The organism is Oceanobacillus zhaokaii, from assembly GCF_003352005.1.
GTDB lineage: Bacteria > Bacillota > Bacilli > Bacillales > Amphibacillaceae > Oceanobacillus > Oceanobacillus zhaokaii.
In genome coordinates this window covers 100,390-120,964 of record NZ_CP024848.1, presented here as the reverse complement: position 1 = coordinate 120,964, position 20,575 = coordinate 100,390, and the positions used below count along the sequence as shown (strand labels likewise).

Here is a 20,575-nt window from a genome sequence, read left to right as displayed (position 1 = left end):
ATTCTCAGGTTGCTTATTTCATTTACTCGACTTCTAAATTAAGTTTACTTGCCGTTTGAACATCTTCTTCATCAATTTCACGTAAATCAATCTCATGTTCATTGCTATTAAGCATCTTAACATCTAAACCAAGACTTTGCAGTTCTTTGATTAGTACCTTGAATGATTCTGGTACACCTGGTTCAGGGATGTTATCGCCCTTCACAATAGATTCGTAAGTCTTCACACGACCGACAATATCATCTGATTTCACTGTTAATATTTCTTGAAGCGTATATGCAGCACCGTATGCTTCAAGCGCCCATACTTCCATCTCTCCGAAACGTTGTCCACCGAATTGCGCTTTACCACCAAGCGGTTGCTGCGTAACAAGTGAATATGGTCCAGTTGAACGTGCGTGCAGCTTATCATCTACCATGTGCGCAAGCTTGATCATGTACATGACCCCTACAGACACTCGGTTATCAAAGGCTTCACCAGTTCTTCCGTCATAAAGAATTGTTTTTGCATCTCTCGCCATTCCAGCTTCTTCCAGTGTTTCATAAACATCTTCTTCTGTCGCCCCATCAAATACTGGGGAAGCAACATGAATTCCAAGATATCTTGCTGCCATCCCTAAATGAAGCTCAAACACCTGTCCGATATTCATTCGTGATGGCACCCCTAGTGGGTTAAGCATAATATCAATCGGAGTTCCGTCTGGCATAAACGGCATATCTTCTTCTGGTAATATTTTTGAAATAACACCTTTATTACCATGACGTCCAGCCATCTTATCTCCTTCGTGAATTTTACGTTTTTGAACGATATATGCACGAACAAGCTGGTTAACACCTGGTGGTAACTCGTCTCCATCTTCACGATTGAAGATTTTAACATCTAGAACAATTCCGCCAGCACCGTGTGGTACACGTAATGAAGTATCACGAACTTCACGAGCTTTTTCACCGAAGATTGCGTGTAGTAATCTTTCTTCTGCCGATAATTCAGTAACTCCCTTAGGCGTTACTTTACCAACTAAAATATCACCATCTGTTACTTCAGCTCCGACACGAATGATACCATGCTCATCCAAGTCTTTTAGCGCTTCCTCACCAACGTTTGGAATATCTCTTGTGATCTCTTCAGGTCCAAGCTTCGTATCACGAGATTCAGATTCATATTCTTCTATATGGATAGATGTATAAACATCGTCCTTAACAAGTCTTTCACTCATAATAATCGCATCTTCATAGTTATAACCTTCCCAAGTCATGAAACCAACTAGGACGTTACGACCTAATGCAAGTTCTCCGTCTTCCATTGAAGGACCATCTGCAAGAACCTCTCCTTTTGTAACACGATCTCCTTCTGTTACAATCGGACGTTGATTAATACATGATCCAGCATTCGAACGAATGAACTTTTGCAATTGATAACGATCAAGATCGCCTTGAACTTCTTTTCCGTCTACATTTGAAACACGACGCACAAGAATTTCTTTAGCTTCTACACGTTCAACGATACCTTCCGCTTTACAAATTACTGCCGCACCGGAGTCTTTCCCGTTTACATATTCCATACCAGTACCAACAATTGGCGCTTCTGGTTTCATTAACGGAACTGCTTGACGTTGCATGTTCGCACCCATCAACGCACGGTTTGAGTCATCATTTTCCAAGAAAGGAATACATGCTGTAGCAGCAGACACTACTTGTTTAGGTGATACATCCATGTAATCAATTTTTGAACGATTAACAATAATATTGTCTTCACGGAAACGAGCAATTACTTCTTCTTCAGCAAATCTATCTTCCTCATCAAGAATCGCGTTTGCTTGTGCCACAATATAATTATCTTGTTCATCCGCAGTTAAGTAATCGATTTGCATCGTAACTTTACCTGTATCTGGATCAACACGACGATAAGGCGATTCGATAAAGCCAAAAGCATTCACTCTTGCATAACTTGATAATGAGTTGATCAATCCAATGTTCGGTCCTTCTGGCGTTTCAATCGGACACATACGGCCATAGTGGGTATAGTGAACATCTCGTACTTCGAATCCTGCACGTTCACGCGTCAAACCACCAGGTCCCAATGCAGATAAACGACGTTTATGCGTAAGCTCTGCTAATGGATTGATTTGGTCCATGAACTGTGAAAGCTGTGAGCTTCCAAAGAATTCTTTAATAGATGCTATAATCGGACGAATATTAATTAATTGTTGTGGTGTAACGCTTGATGTATCTTGAATCGACATTCTTTCACGTACAACACGTTCCATACGAGATAACCCAATACGGAATTGGTTCTGCAGTAATTCACCCACTGAACGAAGACGACGATTACCTAAATGGTCAATATCATCTGTATCCCCTACTTGATAAAGCAGATTAAAGAAATAACTGATCGATGATAGTATATCGGCTGGAGTAATATGTTTGATTGAAGCGTCCACTCCTGCATTACCGATAACATTTAATTCTCTTTCACCACTTGGATCTGTCGGGTCAAGTATTTTAATGGTTTGCAAACGAATTTCTTCTTCAAGCACTCCATCATGCGGTTGGAATACACCTTCACCGAGTTTTTCTTCTTCACGTTCCAAATAAGGAATCAATTTATCTAATAATTTACGCTCTAGTCGATCGCCTTTTTGCGCTAACACTTCACCAGTTTCCTGGTCAACAATGGTTTCCGCTAAGACCTGATTGAATAAGCGATTTTTTATATTTAATTTTTTATTCATTTTATAACGACCAACATGCGCCAAGTCGTATCGCTTTGGATCAAAAAAGCGTGAAATCAATAAACTCTTCGCATTTTCTACTGTTGGTGGTTCACCAGGGCGTAGTCGGTCGTAGATTTCCAGTAACGCCTTTTCAGTCGTTTCTGTATTATCCTTTTCAAGCGTGTTTTTTAAGTATTCATTTTCCCCAAGCAAATCAATAATTTCTTGGTCTGTACCAAATCCAAGTGCACGTAATAACACTGTTATTGGCAATTTACGCGTACGATCAATCCGGACATAAGCAACATCTTTTGCATCAGTCTCAAACTCCAACCATGCACCACGGTTCGGAATGACTGTGGAAGTGATGCCCCGTTTACCGTTCTTATCGATTTTTGCGTTGAAATAAACACTAGGTGAACGTACTAGCTGAGAAACGATTACACGTTCCGCTCCATTTATTACAAACGTACCGGTATCGGTCATTAATGGGAAATCTCCCATAAATACTTCTTGTTCCTTAACTTCTCCGGTCTCATTATTGATTAAACGAACCTTCACACGAAGCGGAGCGTTATAAGTGACGTCTCTTGATTTTGATTCATCTACACCATACTTCGGCTCACCTAAGCTATAGTCTACAAATTCAAGTGACAAATTCCCTGTGAAGTCTTCAATAGGCGAAATATCCCTAAACATTTCTCCCATTCCTTCTTCTAAGAACCATTCGTAAGAAGAAGTTTGAATTTCGATTAGATTCGGCAACTCTAATACTTCACTTATACGCGCATAGCTTCTGCGTTGGCGATGCCGTCCATACTGAACTAGTTGACCTGTCAACTGCTTCACCCCTTAAATCCTGCCTTTATCGAAAAGTTATTTCTTAATCAACAAGGCTTATCTTATTTAAAAAACGACGACTGCACACGAGGGACAGTGTAGTTTTCAAATCAAACAATATTCGGCTGTTTAGCAAAAGCCGAAACAAACTTGCAAAGTCTTATTTTACAAGTTTTTAAATATGAATACCTTATGTGCAAGAGAAGGATTTCCACTTCACAGGCTGGGATATTTCTATTTTATAGTTTACAGAATGAACATATAAACGGTATAATAGAAAAAAGTAGAGATAAGATTTGCATGAAAAGCATTGTTTCTCTTAATTCTACCAGTGTTTCCGTTCGCCAATGAAATATACATTTTACAAGTTATTAAGTACCCTCTAGACAAAATAACCCCATAGTAACATTCTATTATCTTAGCACATGAGTTTTAATAGGTCAAATTTTTAAAGCTCGTAATATATAATATCCTTTATCCTTCTTAACCACTTCTACCTCACCAAATAGACTTTCCAGTTTCACTTTCGCTGATGGCGCTCCTTGTTTCTTCTGAATAACCACCCATAACTCTCCATGTTGCTCTAGCGCCGCAAACGATTCTTCAAACATACTATGAACAACCTGTTTGCCTGCTCTTATTGGTGGGTTTGTTATAATTCCAGCAAATGAACGATTAACCAAGTTAGAGAGACGATCACTTTGGATTACCTCAATATTTTCAACATCATTCGCAGAAGCATTTTGCTTTGCTAACGCCAATGCACGTTCATTCACATCTACCATCACAACATTTCTTCCTTGGTAACTATCCGCCAAGGAAATCCCGATTGGCCCATAACCGCAGCCTAAATCTAATAAATCACCCGCAATTACCGGCTCCACAAATTGTTCGATTAATAATCTTGATCCGAAGTCAACTTCTTTTTTGGAGAAGACGCCAATATCACTGGTGAATTTATATTCTTTCTCTCTTAATTTATATTTCCAAGTCTTTGGTATGCTTTTAGATTGAGGTTGTTGAGAAAAGTAATGCTCAGACATTTGGGCACCTACTTTAACATGTAATAATTGAAGTTATCAAGGAACATATGTTCCTCGGTAGTTGAAAAGAGCTCAGTCGTAATACGACGAGCTCCAGTTTTTGATAGCATTCTAAATTATTTAACTTCTACGCTTGCGCCAACTTCTTCAAGTTTAGCTTTCATTTCTTCTGCTTCATCTTTAGATACGCCTTCTTTAATTGCTTTCGGTGCGTTATCTACTAATTCTTTAGCATCTTTAAGTCCAAGACCAGTGATTTCACGAACAGCTTTAACAACTTTAATCTTCGCGTCGCCAACAGATGCAAGTACTACATCAAATTCAGTTTTTTCTTCTTCAGCAGCTCCAGCAGCTCCGCCTGCAACTGCAACTGGTGCAGCAGCTGTTACTCCAAATTCTTCTTCAATTGCTTTAACTAAGTCGTTTAATTCTAAAACTGACATTTCTTTGATCGCGCCAATCATTTCTTCTTTAGTCATGATATATTTCCTCCTAGTTTAATTTTCATGTTTTATTTTAATATCCAAGGGATAGTTTATTATGCACCTTGTTCTTCTTTTTGTTCTGCAATTGCTTTTGTAACGTAAGCAAAGTTACGGATAGGTGCTTGAAGCACGCTAAGCAACATTGAAACCATACCTTCGTAATTCGGAAGATCTGCAAGCTCTTTGATTTGCTCTAGAGATGCAACTTTCCCTTCGATGATACCACCTTTGATTTCTAGGTTTTCGTTTGTTTTCGCGAAATTATTAAGGATTCTTGCTGGTGCCACTACATCATTATTACTGAAAGCAATAGCAGTTGGGCCAACTAGAGTATCATTGATTTCCGCAACATCTGCAGCTTCCGCAGCACGACGGCTCATAGAGTTCTTGTATACTTTGAATTCAATACCTTCGTCACGTAATTGTTTACGAAGTGTTGTTAATTCAGAAACGCTTAGACCACGATAGTCAACAACCACTGATGTTTGACTTTCACGGAATTTAGTTGTGATTTCTTCTACAAGTTCTTGTTTCTTTTCTACAATCTTAAGATTAGCCATTGTTCCACCTCCCATTTGTATTTCATCATTACACCGACCCAAACATGCAAGCACTTTGGTAAGCTTTATAAGCTTAAATCTTAGTAAGCAATATAGTAAAAAGCTCCCATGTAGACATAGGAGCTTTATATAACAAACGATTTATCTTATCGACTGCTTATAAACACCTCGGCAGGATTATTAAACCAATAAAGGTCCCCACTGTCTGCGGTATAACGTATTCTTTTAATCAACGGACATAATTATATCGAATTACACTCGAAATGTCAACGTCTTTTTAATTAGATACTTGAAACGTCAACTTTGATTCCAGGTCCCATAGTTGATGCAATTGAAACATTTTTCATGTAAATTCCTTTTGCGGTTTGTGGTTTAACCTTCACAAGTTGTTCAGTTAATGCCACAAAGTTCTCAACTAATTTCTCATCATCAAATGAAATTTTCCCGATTGGAACATGGATGTTAGATTGTTTGTCGACACGATATTCAACTTTACCAGCTTTAATATCGTTAACAGCTTTCTCTACATCGAAAGTAACTGTTCCAGTTTTTGGATTTGGCATTAAGCCTTTTGGTCCTAGAACTCGACCAAGTTTCCCTACTTCAGCCATCATGTCAGGTGTAGCAACAATTACATCAAATTCGAACCAACCTTGGTTGATTTTATCGATGTATTCTCCTTCACCAACATAATCAGCGCCAGCAGCTTCCGCTTCTTTCGCCTTCTCACCTTTCGCGAATACTAGTACACGTTGTGTTTTACCAGTACCGTGCGGCAATACGAAAGCGCCACGGATTTGTTGATCTGCTTTCTTAGGATCCACTCCTAAACGGAATGCAGCTTCAACTGTTTCGTCGAAGTTAGCTTTAGCAGTTTGTTTTGCTAATGCAATAGCTTCTTTTACTTCATATGATTTCGTGCGATCAACAAGCTTAGTAGCTTCTTGATGTTTTTTACCTCTTTTAGCCATTTTATTTCCTCCTTAATTGTGGTTATAACGGTAATACCTCCCACTTATAAAAGCGCGGACGCTTTTATAAAGCATGCAATAAACCATCACTGGTCTATCGCATTCACGAAAAAGGTTGCGGAAGGGTTCCTGTCCGCAACCATTGCCGTATTAGTCTTCGATCGTAATTCCCATGCTTCGTGCAGTACCTTCAACCATGCGCATCGCTGCTTCTACATCAGCGGCGTTTAAATCTGGCATTTTAGTTTCTGCGATTTCTTTCACTTTATCACGTTTTACAGTAGCAACTTTGTTCTTGTTCGGTTCACCTGAACCAGACTCAATACCTGCCGCTTTTTTCAATAGCACAGCTGCTGGTGGAGTCTTTGTAATAAATGTAAATGAACGGTCTTCAAATACCGTAATTTCAACAGGGATAATTAAGCCCGCTTGATCTTGTGTACGTGCATTGAACTCTTTACAGAATCCCATGATGTTAACACCTGCTTGACCTAATGCCGGCCCTACTGGTGGTGCTGGGTTTGCTTTACCAGCTGGAATTTGTAATTTCACTAATTTGATTACTTTTTTAGCCACGAGACACACCTCCTTAAAGTCCGTGATGTGGTAATAGGGGTACCAATGGATCCCTCCCACTCATATTTACAAATGCCCTCAAACACGAGCATAAATAACAAAAGAATTTTACCATGAATATTAAACAATTGCAAGTCATTGAAATATTTTTTTCAAAAGGTTGTTACTCTTCCAATTGATATTCATCTGTAGCCACACTCAGTAATAGTCCTGTTGATTAACCTAGTTTTTCAATTTGTGCGAAATCCAGCTCGACCGGTGTTTCTCTGCCAAACATATTAACATGAACCTTCACTTTTTGCTTATCAAGATCGATATGCTCAATTGACCCCGTAAAGTCAGCAAAAGGCCCTTCTTTAACACGAACATTCTCTTTCAGTTCGAAGTCGATTTGAACCTTCTGTGATTCCATTCCCATTCGTTTAAGCAGTGTATCTACTTCGTCAGGCAATAATGGTGTAGGTTTTGCGCCATGGCCACTCGACCCAACAAACCCAGTGACGCCAGGCGTATTACGCACAACATACCATGAATCATCGGTCATAATCATCTCTGTCAATACATAACCTGGGAAGAATTTCTTTTTCATAACCTTCTTCTTGCCATTTTTTATTTCTGTTTCTTCTTCTTCTGGAACAAGTACACGGAAAATTTTATCTTCCATTCCCATTGTTTCTACTCGTTTTTCTAAATTCATTTTTACTTTGTTTTCATATCCAGAGTACGTATGAACAACATACCAATTTTTCTCCATTTATATAGGACAACTTACTTGCCCTTCCCTCCCTTAAAAAGAGTATTATTATTCTTCACGTCCAACATTACCACGAGTCCCTTAGAAATCTATGGTTTAACCAAACCTTTTGGTAACATAGCAGATTCATTACACTTGTTAGTTCAGAAAGTTTTCGTGTTTTATTATCTGCCAACATTAAAAAACCCGTTTTAGCGGGTTTTCTCAAAAAAGGCGTATTTTTATACTATTATAGCATAATTAAAATAAATTATTCAAAAAAAGAATCCAGAATAAATGAAATCCCCATATCAACTACCATGAAAAATAACGCTACAAATACAACTGTTGATATAACAATTACTGTATAATTCGTTAATTCTTTACCTTTTGGCCAGCTGACCTTTTTCATTTCCTTTGAAACATTTTTTAAAAACTTAAACACGCTTGTACCCCCCAAACTCTACCTAAATGTACATTTATTCCGCATAAAACTAGCAATTTTGCTATAGTATTTCACTCATATCAAAAAGGTAACCATCCAATAATGAAGGATGCACCCTATATGAAATCACACTTTATTTCGTTTCGCGATGCAATGTATGTTTCCCACATGTTTTGCAAAATTTGCGTACTTCTAAACGTGTAGATTGTGTGGATACATTTTTATTTGTTGAATAGTTTCTACTTAAACAAATTGCGCACGCCAAAGTTATCTTATTACTCAATATCTCACCCCATTATAAGAGGTTTTTCCTCATATAATGTAGCATGTTTCTACTTCTCATGTCAATGTAATATCAAATCAATCTTTCTTGCTGATAGGCTATTGAAATTTAGCCTCATTCACTTCCAAAAGCTGCTCCAATTTACGCTTTACTCTTTGTAAAGCGTTGTCAATTGATTTCACATGCCGTTTCAGCTCAATCGAAATCTCTTGATACGTGCGCCCATCAACATATAAATGCAGCACCTCTCGCTCCAACTCGCTTAATAATTCCGTTAATTGCAGTTCGATGTCACCCATCTTTTCCCGGTTGACAAGTAATTCCTGGGGATCAACCGATCTGGAACCTGCAATAATATCTAATAAAGTTCTTTCTGAGTCTTCATCATAAATAGGTTTATCTAATGATACATATGAATTAAGCGGAATATGTTTTTGCCTTGTCGCAGTCTTAATCGCTGTAATAATTTGGCGGGTGATGCATAGCTCTGCAAATGCCTTAAAGGAAGATAGCTTGTCCGCATCAAAATCCCGAATTGCCTTATATAGACCTATCATCCCCTCTTGAATAATGTCCTCTTTGTCGGCGCCTATTAAAAAGTAGGTCCTTGCCTTTGCACGCACGAAATTTCTATACTTATGTATTAAGAAATCTAATGCATAGTTATTCCCTTGCTGAATCAAAAGTAATATATCATTATCATTCATACTGTGTAGATTCTGTTTATCAAAATCAAGTTGACTAGCGTTCATGAAGCCCCCTCCAATTACCGATCCATCACTGTATCGTTCATTATACAGGACGCCTTTTAAGAACGTCAATACGAGTACGGGTAATTCCATTACTTAATTGAGAAGAGTCTAACATTTTCCGTGAATCTCCAATTAAATAATGGTTACACTATAATTCCCCACGTCGCATTTTTTCAAATTTAGCTAAGATCTCTTGGCTTAATTCTATTTTTGTTTGGGGCTTCACTTGTTGATGTTGAACAATATTTGATTTAATTTCACGTTCAATATCTTTTAACTCAATATATAATTCCCTCGCCGATTTACGAAGTGCACCTTGTCCAAAGATTGTACGTTGCTCCGCATAATCTGAAGTAGCCACATATACTTGTGTTTTTACATTTTTTATTTTCTTTACAAGCTTTTCAATGCATTCATCTGCCGTTTCTTTTTCTTTCGTGTAAATGATGTCTACTTTGTACTGGCTCAGCTTGCTTTCTGTACCTTTTACATAATAGGCATCGAATACTACAATTACTCGATGCCCTGAATATGCTTGATATTCTGCCATTAATTGAATTAACCGTTCTCTTGCCTCACCGATTTCTTTATCCTTTAGTCGCTGTAATTCATCCCATGCCCCAATGATATTGTACCCATCAACTATAAGGACGACCATTATGCCTCACCTAGCGGATATCGCTTTCGATAGACCTCATAGAGCAGCAAACTGCAAGCTACCGATGCATTCAAGGAAGAAACCTCACCCTTCATCGGTAAGCTAACCGTCCAATCACACTTTTTACGTACTAATCGACTGATTCCTTTACCCTCATTTCCAATAACTAACGCGATTGGCAGGGTTCCATCAAGCCTTCGGTAGTCCTCTGTCGCTTCCGCTTCTGTGCCAACTACCCAAATATTTCTTTCCTTCAGCTCATCAATCGTATTGGCGATATTTGTCACTCTCGTAACCGGAATATGCTCAATCGCACCCGCTGCTGTCTTCGCAACAGTTGCTGTTAGCCCAACCGATCTGCGCTTAGGAATAATGACACCATGCACTCCTGTTGCATCTGCTGTCCGTAATATAGAACCAAGATTATGCGGGTCCTCCAGCTCGTCCAAAATAATGAAAAATGGGTCCTCTGATTTTTCTTCTGCATTTCTAAATAAGTCATCCAATGATGCATATTCATAGGAAGCAACATATGCAATGACACCTTGATGATTTCCATCTGATAATTGATCCAGTTTGGACTTCGGCACCTTCTGCACAATCGTTCCCGCTTCCTTCACTAATTGATGAAGCTTACCCATTGTCTGTGCATTTAAATGCTCCAGTACTAGTACTTTATTGACAGATCTTCCAGATCGCAATGCCTCCATTACTGGATTTTTACCGATGATTATTTCTTGTTCGATCTCCATCCTATTCACTCCTTCCCTCGATAAATGCTACCGATAGTTGTAATAGTTCTGCTAACCGCGCTTCATTTTTTAATAAATAATGATAGCCGATTAACGCTTCGAATGCGGTGCTATAGCGATAGGTTTGAACACTGATATTCTTTGGAATTGATCCTGACTTTGCATTTCTCCCGCGCGCTACGATGCGACTCTCTTCTTCCGACAAGATGCCTATTTCCAGAAAGTGCAAAATGATTGCTGCTTGTGCTTTTCCGGCAACAAATCGAACCGCATGATTATGAAGCTGATTCGGTTTAACCTCACCTTTATTTAATAAATGCTCACGTACATAGACTTCATATATAGCATCACCCATGTACGCAAGTGCTAAACTCTTCATTTGTTTTACTTCTAATTCCATTATTGGCCCCTTTTCCAGCGGACTCCTTGAGCAGTATCTTCCAAAATAATATGCTGGTCCTTCAGTAAATCTCTAATCTCATCTGCGCGAGCAAAGTTTCGATTCTTTCTTGCTTCGTTCCGCTCCAAGATTAATGCCTCGATATCTTCATCAAGCAAATCTTTTTCATCATTTACATTGATTCCAAGTATTTGCAGGAATATCCGAATCGCTTCCTGGAAGGTATCGATAACTTGGATCGTCGTCTGTTTTGATTGCAAGTAAACATTTGCTTCCTTCGCTAGATCAAACAAGACAGAAATAGCATTTGCACTATTAAAATCATCATCCATCGCTGCTTCAAATTGCTGTTTTAACGCGTCAATTTTTGATAGCCATTCTGCTTCATCTTCTGCCAAATTCGTACTTGAAGCTTTTCGATGTTCCAGGTTCTGATATGCCGTTATAATTCTGCCAAATCCATTCTTCGCATTTTCCAATAATTCTTCAGTAAAATTAATTGGATTGCGATAATGTACGCTTAGCATGAAGAATCTTAAAATTTGCGGATCATGCTTTTCAATTAATTCTCGTGCAAGTACAAAGTTTCCGAGTGATTTTGACATTTTTTCATTATCGATATTAATATAGCCATTATGCATCCAATAGTTCGCAAATGAATGTCCTGTCATAGCTTCCGACTGGGCTATTTCATTTTCATGATGCGGGAAGGTTAAATCCTGTCCGCCTGCATGAATATCAATCGTGTCGCCGAGATATTTCTTCACCATTGCCGAGCATTCGATATGCCAGCCAGGTCGGCCCTTACCCCACGGGGAATCCCAGGAAATTTCTCCATCCTTTGCCTTTTTCCATAATGCAAAATCAAGTGGATCCTCTTTTCTTTCACCAATTTGTATTCTTGCACCGGAGCGTAATTCATCGATAGACTGATGGGACAGCTTCCCATATCCTTCAAATGCACGTGGTTTAAAATAAACATCTCCAGCCGCTTCATATGCATAATCTTTATTTACAAGAACCTCAATAAACGCAATAATATCATCCATTGTCTCCATTACACGTGGATTAACCGTTGCTTTTTTGACACCTAATGCTGCAACATCCTCTAAGTAAGCATCAATATATTTATCGGCAATCTCTTTTACTTCGGCATTTGCTTCATTTGCTGTTTTAATGATTTTGTCATCAACATCTGTGAAATTGAGTACGTAGTCAACCTTATATCCCTTGTATTCAAAATATCTTCTTACCGTATCAAATACAATTGCAGGACGAGCATTACCGATATGGATATAGTTATAAACTGTTGGTCCACATACATACATACTAACCTTTCCCTCAACAAGTGGTTTAAATTCCTCTTTGTTACGGGTTAATGTATTATAAACTTTTATTGACATAATCAGCTTTCCCTTCTTTCATCCTATCGATTTCTATTTTTAATCGGTCGATCTCCTGTTGCAATTCTTTGCACCGATCCGCTACTGGATCTGGTATCTTATGATGATCTAAATCTGTCCTTACTCTTTCTCCATTTTGTACGACGACCCTTCCCGGTATACCTACAACTGTTGAATGGTCTGGGACATCCTTTATAACGACAGCACCGCCACCAACTTTAGAGCTCTCACCAATCGTGATTGCTCCTAGCACCTTGGCACCAGTAGAAATAAGTGCATTATCCTTAACCGTTGGATGGCGTTTTCCTTTCTCCTTCCCGGTTCCTCCTAATGTAACACCTTGGAAAATCGTAACATTATCACCAATTTCGCAAGTTTCACCGATGACGACCCCCATGCCATGATCGATAAATAATCGTCTGCCGATTACTGCACCTGGGTGGATTTCAATTCCAGTAAAAAACCGACTAACCTGCGATATAACCCTAGCAATAAAGAATAATTTCTTTTTATAAAAGGCATGAGCTATTCGGTGATTCCAAACAGCGTGCACACCAGAATAGGTTAAGAACACTTCAAAATAGGTTCTCGCAGCTGGATCCTGTTCAAACACCACATCCATGTCCTCTTTCATCCTTTTAAATATCCCCATGATTCACAACCCCCTGTTTCATAATAAGAAACTATATATACCGGATCGATTTTAATTACTACTGGAATTATCGGAATTAAAAGAAGCGCCCCTGTGTAATCAATACACAGAGACGCTTCTCACGCGGTTCCACTCTGTTTGGAAAAGTAATACTTCCCAACTTATGCTCTAATAACGGTAGAGAACCGCTGTTATATACTAATTTTCCATAACAGACTCTAAGGGGCACTTCAAAGACGACGCTTAAAATCACTCCCAGCCAAGCGGTGATTCTCTCTGGATAAGCTAATCATTTTCTACTTTCCCTTTTCAACGTTCGTTTTCAACCGCACACAATGCGGGATTTTATTTACTTACTAATACCCGTTCAAAAAGGTGAATAAAAGGGTCCTTTTGAACATCATCTATTAATACTATATTATACAATTACTCAAATGTGAATAATTAAGCTCCTAATTGTTTTAACACCTTGTCCAAACGCGCTAAGATAACTTCTTTCCCTAACAGCTCAATTGCGAACGGGAGTTCAGGACCATGCATTTGTCCAGTTGTTGCAATTCGAATTGGCATGAATAGCTTCTTCCCACGATGGCCTGTTTCCTTTTGGGTAGCCTTAAACTGCGCTTTAATTGAATCCTTCGTGAAATCATCCAAATGGATTAGCTTATCCGTGAATACTTGTAATACCTCAGGAACTTGCTCTTCTTTAAGTATTTCCAAGGATGCATCATCAAGCTCAATATGATCATTGAAGAATAGCTCTGTCAACTCAACGATTTCCTTACCATATCGTAATTGCTCACGATATAAAGAAATCATATTTTCAGCCCAAATGCGCTTTTCCTCATCCATGTCCGCTGGTAATTTCCCTGCATCAATTAAATATGGCATTGTGAGCTCAATAACTTTGCTGAAATCAGCTTTCTTAATGTATTCATTATTCATCCATTTTAATTTTTGTTGGTCAAAAATCGCTGCAGATGTAGACAGGCGTTCTGGATCAAAGATTTCAATCAATGTTTGTTGATCAAAGATTTCTTCCTCGCCAACAGGTGACCAGCCAAGTAAAGAAATGAAGTTAAACATTGCTTCTGGCAAATAACCTAAATCCTTATATTGCTCGATAAACTGAACAACATGATTATCACGTTTACTCAGTTTCTTCCGCTCTTCATTTAGAATTAGTGTCATATGGCCATATTGTGGTGCTGTCCAATCAAATGCATCAAAGATCATCATTTGTTTCGGTGTGTTGGATATATGCTCTTCCCCACGAAGAACATGAGAAATCTCCATTAAATGGTCATCGATTGCAACAGCAAAGTTATATGTTGGAATACCATTTTGCTTCACCATTACCCAGTCACCGAAATCACTTGATTCAAATGAGATTTCCCCACGAACGATATCTTGGAATGTGTACGTTTTATTATCCGGAACACGGAAACGGATGCTGGGTTTTCTTCCCTCTGCTTCAAATGCAGCAATTTGCTCCGCTGTTAAATCGCGGTGTGCACCTGAATATTTCGGTGTTTGTCCATTAGCTTGTTGTTCTTCGCGCTCTGCTTCAAGCTCTTCCTCTGTCATATAATCTTTATATGCAAGACCCCGTTCAAGGAGCTCATCGGTATATTTCTTATAAATATCTAGTCGCTCTGTTTGGCGATATGGACCATATTCTCCACCGATATCCGCGCCTTCATCCCATTCGATGCCAAGCCATTTCAAAAATGTATTCTGACTCTCTTCTCCACCTTCAACATTACGTTTATCGTCGGTATCCTCTACACGAACAATAAATTTCCCGTCAAAGTGTTTTGCATATAAGTAATTAAAAAGTGCCGTTCTTGCGTTACCGATGTGCAAATGGCCTGTTGGGCTTGGAGCATATCGAACTCGAACATTATTTGTCATGGTGTTTCCCCTTTCTATTCATAACCTCTAGTGACGAGGTGCCTCGATTCAATTGATTCGTTCTGCATATTACTATTATTAATAAGAAAAGTGATAACATATACTGTTATCACTTTAATACTCTATCCTCTATAAGTTATACCCTTTTTACTGTGCTTTTTCAAGTAATTTTGGTTTTGCAAAAATCATACGACCTGCAGATGTTTGCAATACACTAGTGATTAGAACTTCAATCGTTTGACCGATATAGTCCCTGCCTTCTTCTACTACGATCATCGTACCATCATCTAAATAAGCAACACCCTGATTATGCTCTTTCCCATCTTTAATTACCTGTACAACTAATTCTTCTCCAGGCAATACAACAGGTTTCACTGCATTCGCTAAATCATTTATGTTTAGCACACTTACACCTTGAAGATCACATACTTTATTCAGATTAAAGTCGTTCGTTACAACAACTCCATCGATAACTTTTGCAAGCTTAATGAGCTTACTGTCTACTTCCTGAATCTCCTCAAAATCACCATTATAAATCTCTACCTTGATTGGTAAATCCTTCTGAATTCGATTTAAGACATCCAATCCCCGACGTCCGCGATTTCGTTTTAAAGCATCCGAAGAATCGGCAATATGCTGCAATTCACCTAAAACAAATTGCGGTATAATGAGCGTTCCTTCTAAAAAGTTCGTTTGACAAATATCAGCGATACGCCCATCAATGATTACACTGGTATCTAGTATTTTTGCTCTTGAGCCAGTCGCTTCTTCCACATCTTGACCATCGATAGATTTTCTCTTTTCCCTTTTATTCGTTTTTAATAGGTTGAAAAATTCATCCCTTCGCCGGAAGCCGACTTGGAATCCAAAATAACCAAGTAAAATGGTAATAAAGAGCGGTAATATTTGCGAGACAATTTCAATCCGAATATCTTGTAATGGTATTGTGAAAAAGTATGCTATGACCAATCCTATGATTAATCCTAAACTACCAAACATTAAATCCACTGCTGGTAATTTTATAAGTGCATCCTCTATCCATTTTAAGAAGTTTACAATATAGTCCGCTAACCAATAAGAGATAAGGAAGAATACGATTGCACCTAATACCATGCCCACATATGGTGATGTGAACCAACTATCTGCTGAAACACCTAATAAACTAAGAATATCTGGAACATATAAATACCCTGCTGTTGCTCCTAAAACAATAAAAAATAAATTTACAATTATTTTTAGCACCATTATCACCTCCTACTTTATATTATTGCCTTTATTTTTATAAATTAACCTTTGGAAAAAGAGAAAACGCTGATTATATATTAAGACTGGTAATTTCATGCTTTAATTAGCAAATTTACTGTCCAATTCCTGCGTCTAGTGCCTCTTGAACAGTGTTCACACCGATTACCTGAATATTCTTCGGGGGGTCCAGCCATCTAAATTATTATTTGGACAAATCACACGTTTAAATCCAAGCTTTGCCGCTTCTTGTACCCGCTGCTCAATTCGAGAGACACGTCTTATTTCACCAGTTAAGCCAACTTCACCGATAAAGATATCATCCGGTCTCGTTGAGCGATCACGGAAGCTTGAAGCGATGCTAACGACAAGTGCCAAATCAATTGCTGGCTCATCCAGCTTAACACCGCCAGTTACTTTAATGTATGCATCCTGATTCTGCAACATCATACCAACACGTTTTTCCAAAACAGCCATTAACAATGGAACGCGATTATGATCGATGCCCGTAGCCATTCTTCGAGGATTTCCAAAGCTAGACGGAGATATTAATGCTTGGATTTCAACAAGAATCGGTCTCGTCCCCTCCATCGAGGCAACTACTGTTGAACCGGCTGACCCTTCCGATCGTTCTTCCAGAAATATCTCTGAGGGATTCATTACTTCCCTGAGTCCTTCTTCTTTCATCTCAAAAATACCCATTTCATTTGTAGAACCGAAACGATTTTTAACACTACGTAAAATTCGATAAACATGGTGCCTTTCCCCTTCAAAGTAGAGAACCGCATCTACCATATGCTCGAGCAACCTCGGTCCAGCAATGGCCCCTTCTTTCGTTACATGGCCAACAATAAAGATAGGGATACCCATCGACTTTGCAATACGCATTAGCTCACCCGTACATTCTCGAACCTGTGAAACACTTCCAGGGGCACTTGATATCTCTTCACGATAGATTGTTTGAATCGAATCTATGACAACAAATGAAGGTTTAATTTCTTCGATTTGCTTCGTTATATCAAATAAATTCGTTTCCGATAAAACATATAATAAATCTGCTTTAATTCCAAGGCGATCTGCTCTGAGCTTTGTCTGACGTGTGGACTCCTCACCTGATATGTACAATACGGGCAGCTGTTTTTCAGCTAACTGAGAAGAAATCTGTAATAACAGGGTTGATTTTCCAATACCAGGGTCACCGCCAATTAATACTAGCGAGCCAAGAACAATCCCACCACCGAGAACTCGATTGAACTCCTTCATCGATGTTGTTACCCGTGGTTCCTTCTCCGATTCAATTGCAGTAATACTCTCTGGTTTACTATTTATTTTCGTGACACCTCTAAAGGCATGATTCCCCCTAGTTGTCGTTGATTCTGTCTCTTCAACCAGTGTATTCCAATTATTACAGCCAGGACATTTTCCCATCCATTTCGGTGACTCGTAGCCACAATCCTGACAGACAAACTTAGTTTTGCGTTTTGCCAAATTTCTCGTCCCTTTCCTCTCTATCTATTGTAAACCTTTTTTACAATCTATAGGTTACAGAATTCTATCAAATTAATAGTCAATCTTCCTCATTTTTGCCACAACTCATTGCTATTAAGGCTATTGTTGATGGGTATTTGTCGAAATTAGCTAAACCTTTAGGAAAAGCTAGAAGATGGATCTCTTCTAGCTTTGTATCGTAATCATCGGGATTGATATTAAGTTATTGTGCAAGAATAATAAAGTCACCTTTGTTATTCAGTCCGACCTTTACTTTCTCACCGATTGAAATTGTTCCTTTAAGAAGCTCTTCAGATAATAAATCTTCAATGTTCTTTTGAATTGACCGACGTAATGGACGTGCACCATATTCAGGGTCAAATCCTTCATTAGCAATCTTTTCAACTGCTTTATCCGTAAGAGCAAAGTCAATCTCCTGTTCCTTCAAGCGCTGTTGCAGCTGCTTGATCATTAATACAACAATATTTTTCATGTGTTTCTTCTCTAAGGAATGGAACACGATGGTTTCGTCAATACGGTTTAAAAATTCAGGACGGAATACCTTTTTCAATTCATCCATCACTTTAGATTTCATATCTTTATAATCTTGTGTTTCGTCTCCGAGATTAAACCCAACATATTTATTCTGTTTCAATTCACTTGCACCAACGTTAGATGTCATGATAATCACAGTGTTGCGGAAATCAACAACACGGCCCTTCGAATCTGTTAGTCGGCCATCTTCTAGTACTTGCAGTAGAATATTAAATACTTCTGGATGAGCCTTCTCGATTTCATCTAGGAGAACTACAGAGTATGGCTTTCTTCGTACTTTTTCCGTAAGCTGACCACCTTCATCGTAGCCTACATATCCTGGAGGCGAACCAACAAGACGAGACGTTGAGTGCCGCTCCATATATTCCGACATATCGATACGAATCATCGCATCTTCATCAGCGAACATCACTTCTGCAAGTGCACGTGCAAGTTCCGTTTTACCAACACCAGTTGGGCCTAAGAAAATAAATGAACCAATTGGACGTTTTGGATCCTTTAAGCCAGCACGTGCTCGGCGGATTGCTTTGGCTACTGCATCCACTGCCTCTTCTTGACCAATCACACGTTCATGCAATGTTTCTTCCATATTTAGAAGGCGTTTCGTTTCATCCTTCGTTAGCTTGGAAACTGGAACTCCAGTCCAAATGGATACAACACTTGCAATATCCTCCATTGTCACTTCGGAATCAGTTTGCCCTTGTTTTTCCTTCCACTCTTGCTTCGTCGCTTCTACTTCTTCACGGAAACGCTGCTCAGAGTCACGTAATGATGCTGCCTTTTCAAATTCCTGGCTTTGTACTGCTGCATCTTTTTCTTTTCGTACTTCTTCAAGCTTTTGCTCTAATTCTTTTAAATTTGGTGGAATCGTATATGAACGCAAACGTACTTTAGATCCCGCCTCATCAATTAAATCAATCGCCTTGTCTGGTAAGAAACGATCGGTAATATATCTATCTGAAAGGGTTGCAGCTGCTTCGATCGCTTCGTCTGTAATTGAAACACGGTGATGTGCCTCATAGCGATCACGAAGGCCATTTAAGATTTGGATTGTTTCTTCTAATGTTGGCTCATCCACTGTAATTGGCTGGAACCTGCGCTCTAATGCTGCATCTTTTTCAATATATTTACGATACTCATCAAGCGTTGTTGCACCAATACATTGTAATTCTCCACGTGCAAGAGAAGGTTTCAAAATATTGGATGCATCAATTGCACCCTCTGCTCCACCTGCACCAATTAACGTATGCAGCTCATCAATGAATAGAATGACATTTCCGGCTTGGCGAATTTCCTCCATCACCTTCTTCAAACGATCTTCAAATTCACCACGATATTTCGTACCTGCAACAACAGTACCCATATCAAGGGTCATTACTCGTTTATCACGCAACGTTTCTGGAACTTCATTATCGATAATTTGCTGTGCGAGTCCCTCTGCGACTGCTGTTTTACCCACACCAGGCTCCCCGATTAAAACCGGGTTATTCTTGGTGCGACGACTAAGTATTTGAATCACGCGCTCAATTTCCTTTGCACGGCCAATAACAGGATCAATTTTCCCGTCTTTCGCGCTTTGCGTTAAATCTCTTGCCAAGGAATCAAGTGTTGGTGTATTTGCATTTGATTGTTGCTGTCCATTTCGTCCTTGGCGACCAGCTTGAGATTCATTGCTCCCTAAAAGCTGCAGTACTTGCTGGCGCGCTTTATTTAAGCTAACGCCTAAGTTATTCAACACGCGAGCAGCTACCCCTTCGCCTTCTCGAATTAGTCCTAGTAAAATATGTTCTGTACCTACATAAGAATGGCCTAATTTTCGCGCTTCATCTTGAGATAGCTCGACGACCTTCTTCGCTCGAGGTGTGTAATGAATAGTTTGCATCTGCTGTTTGCCTACACCAATTAACTTTTCCACTTCCTCTTGGATTTTTGGAACTTCCAATCCTAATGATTGCAATGCTTTCGCCGCGATACCCTCGCCTTCTCGAACAAGACCTAAGAGAATATGCTCTGTACCAATATTCGTATGTCCAAGGCGTACAGCTTCTTCTTGAGATAAAGCTAATACTTTCTGCGCTTTTTCTGTAAAACGTCCAAACATCATAATTGA

At 39.0% G+C, this 20,575-nt stretch carries 18 protein-coding genes, 1 pseudogene and 2 other annotated features; all 19 genes and pseudogenes read right to left on the bottom strand.

Annotated elements, in window-relative coordinates; all coding sequences use genetic code 11:
* Nucleotides 1-22: 22 nt before the first annotated feature.
* The 19 genes and pseudogenes from rpoB to clpC all read right to left on the bottom strand — a co-directional run bounded on the left by rpoB (nucleotide 23) and on the right by clpC (nucleotide 20,569).
* On the bottom strand, nucleotides 23-3,553 hold the full coding sequence (gene rpoB, locus CUC15_RS00620; RefSeq protein WP_114914881.1) for a DNA-directed RNA polymerase subunit beta: 3,531 nt from the start codon (nucleotides 3,551-3,553) through the stop codon (nucleotides 23-25).
* A gap of 440 nt (nucleotides 3,554-3,993) precedes the next feature.
* Nucleotides 3,994-4,596 (bottom strand): class I SAM-dependent methyltransferase, encoded by a 603-nt coding sequence (locus CUC15_RS00615; protein ID WP_114914880.1) that lies wholly within the window; start codon nucleotides 4,594-4,596, stop codon nucleotides 3,994-3,996.
* 116 nt (nucleotides 4,597-4,712) lie between these two features.
* A complete protein-coding gene (rplL, locus tag CUC15_RS00610; RefSeq protein WP_114914879.1) occupies nucleotides 4,713-5,075 on the bottom strand; it encodes a 50S ribosomal protein L7/L12 in 363 nt (120 codons plus the stop codon).
* Nucleotides 5,076-5,134: 59 nt separating this feature from the next.
* Nucleotides 5,135-5,641: a 50S ribosomal protein L10 gene (gene rplJ, locus CUC15_RS00605; protein WP_114914878.1), complete on the bottom strand. Its 507-nt coding sequence runs from the start codon at nucleotides 5,639-5,641 to the stop codon at nucleotides 5,135-5,137.
* Between the two features lie 87 nt (nucleotides 5,642-5,728).
* Nucleotides 5,729-5,870 (bottom strand) — a sequence feature (ribosomal protein L10 leader region).
* 52 nt (nucleotides 5,871-5,922) lie between these two features.
* Entirely contained in the window at nucleotides 5,923-6,612 is a 690-nt protein-coding gene (rplA, locus tag CUC15_RS00600) for a 50S ribosomal protein L1 (protein WP_114914877.1), read from the bottom strand.
* Between the two features lie 150 nt (nucleotides 6,613-6,762).
* Nucleotides 6,763-7,188, bottom strand: a complete 426-nt coding sequence (gene rplK / locus CUC15_RS00595) for a 50S ribosomal protein L11 (RefSeq protein WP_147294831.1) — start codon at nucleotides 7,186-7,188, stop codon at nucleotides 6,763-6,765.
* Between the two features lie 217 nt (nucleotides 7,189-7,405).
* Nucleotides 7,406-7,942 carry a transcription termination/antitermination protein NusG gene (nusG, locus tag CUC15_RS00590; protein ID WP_114914875.1) on the bottom strand — a complete coding sequence of 179 codons (537 nt, stop codon included), beginning with the start codon at nucleotides 7,940-7,942 and terminating at the stop codon, nucleotides 7,406-7,408.
* Nucleotides 7,943-8,192: 250 nt separating this feature from the next.
* Nucleotides 8,193-8,366, bottom strand: coding sequence for a preprotein translocase subunit SecE (gene secE / locus CUC15_RS00585; RefSeq protein ID WP_114914874.1), 174 nt, complete (start codon nucleotides 8,364-8,366; stop codon nucleotides 8,193-8,195).
* A 133-nt stretch (nucleotides 8,367-8,499) separates the two neighbouring features.
* Nucleotides 8,500-8,649 (bottom strand): 50S ribosomal protein L33, encoded by a 150-nt coding sequence (rpmG, locus tag CUC15_RS00580; protein ID WP_114914873.1) that lies wholly within the window; start codon nucleotides 8,647-8,649, stop codon nucleotides 8,500-8,502.
* 98 nt (nucleotides 8,650-8,747) lie between these two features.
* Nucleotides 8,748-9,401 carry an RNA polymerase sporulation sigma factor SigH gene (gene sigH, locus CUC15_RS00575; RefSeq protein ID WP_114914872.1) on the bottom strand — a complete coding sequence of 218 codons (654 nt, stop codon included), beginning with the start codon at nucleotides 9,399-9,401 and terminating at the stop codon, nucleotides 8,748-8,750.
* 148 nt (nucleotides 9,402-9,549) lie between these two features.
* A complete protein-coding gene (locus CUC15_RS00570) occupies nucleotides 9,550-10,059 on the bottom strand; it encodes an NYN domain-containing protein (protein WP_114914871.1) in 510 nt (169 codons plus the stop codon).
* On the bottom strand, nucleotides 10,059-10,805 hold the full coding sequence (rlmB, locus tag CUC15_RS00565) for a 23S rRNA (guanosine(2251)-2'-O)-methyltransferase RlmB (protein WP_114918343.1): 747 nt from the start codon (nucleotides 10,803-10,805) through the stop codon (nucleotides 10,059-10,061). The genes CUC15_RS00570 and rlmB overlap by 1 nt, the downstream gene beginning before the upstream one ends.
* Before the next feature lie 7 nt (nucleotides 10,806-10,812).
* Entirely contained in the window at nucleotides 10,813-11,211 is a 399-nt protein-coding gene (locus CUC15_RS00560; protein ID WP_114914870.1) for a Mini-ribonuclease 3, read from the bottom strand.
* Nucleotides 11,211-12,614, bottom strand: coding sequence for a cysteine--tRNA ligase (gene cysS / locus CUC15_RS00555; protein WP_114914869.1), 1,404 nt, complete (start codon nucleotides 12,612-12,614; stop codon nucleotides 11,211-11,213). Before cysS ends, CUC15_RS00560 begins: the two co-directional genes overlap by 1 nt.
* Nucleotides 12,595-13,266, bottom strand: coding sequence for a serine O-acetyltransferase (gene cysE, locus CUC15_RS00550; protein ID WP_205317638.1), 672 nt, complete (start codon nucleotides 13,264-13,266; stop codon nucleotides 12,595-12,597). The genes cysS and cysE overlap by 20 nt, the downstream gene beginning before the upstream one ends.
* 105 nt (nucleotides 13,267-13,371) lie before the next feature.
* Nucleotides 13,372-13,588 (bottom strand) — a binding site (T-box leader).
* A gap of 122 nt (nucleotides 13,589-13,710) precedes the next feature.
* Nucleotides 13,711-15,180, bottom strand: coding sequence for a glutamate--tRNA ligase (gene gltX, locus CUC15_RS00545; RefSeq protein ID WP_114914868.1), 1,470 nt, complete (start codon nucleotides 15,178-15,180; stop codon nucleotides 13,711-13,713).
* Between the two features lie 147 nt (nucleotides 15,181-15,327).
* Nucleotides 15,328-16,422 carry a PIN/TRAM domain-containing protein gene (locus CUC15_RS00540; RefSeq protein ID WP_114918341.1) on the bottom strand — a complete coding sequence of 365 codons (1,095 nt, stop codon included), beginning with the start codon at nucleotides 16,420-16,422 and terminating at the stop codon, nucleotides 15,328-15,330.
* Nucleotides 16,423-16,537: 115 nt separating this feature from the next.
* Nucleotides 16,538-17,910 (bottom strand): annotated as a pseudogene (radA, locus tag CUC15_RS00535) (DNA repair protein RadA).
* Nucleotides 17,911-18,133: 223 nt separating this feature from the next.
* On the bottom strand, nucleotides 18,134-20,569 hold the full coding sequence (gene clpC / locus CUC15_RS00530; protein ID WP_114914867.1) for an ATP-dependent protease ATP-binding subunit ClpC: 2,436 nt from the start codon (nucleotides 20,567-20,569) through the stop codon (nucleotides 18,134-18,136).
* Between the last annotated feature and the right edge of the window lie 6 nt (nucleotides 20,570-20,575).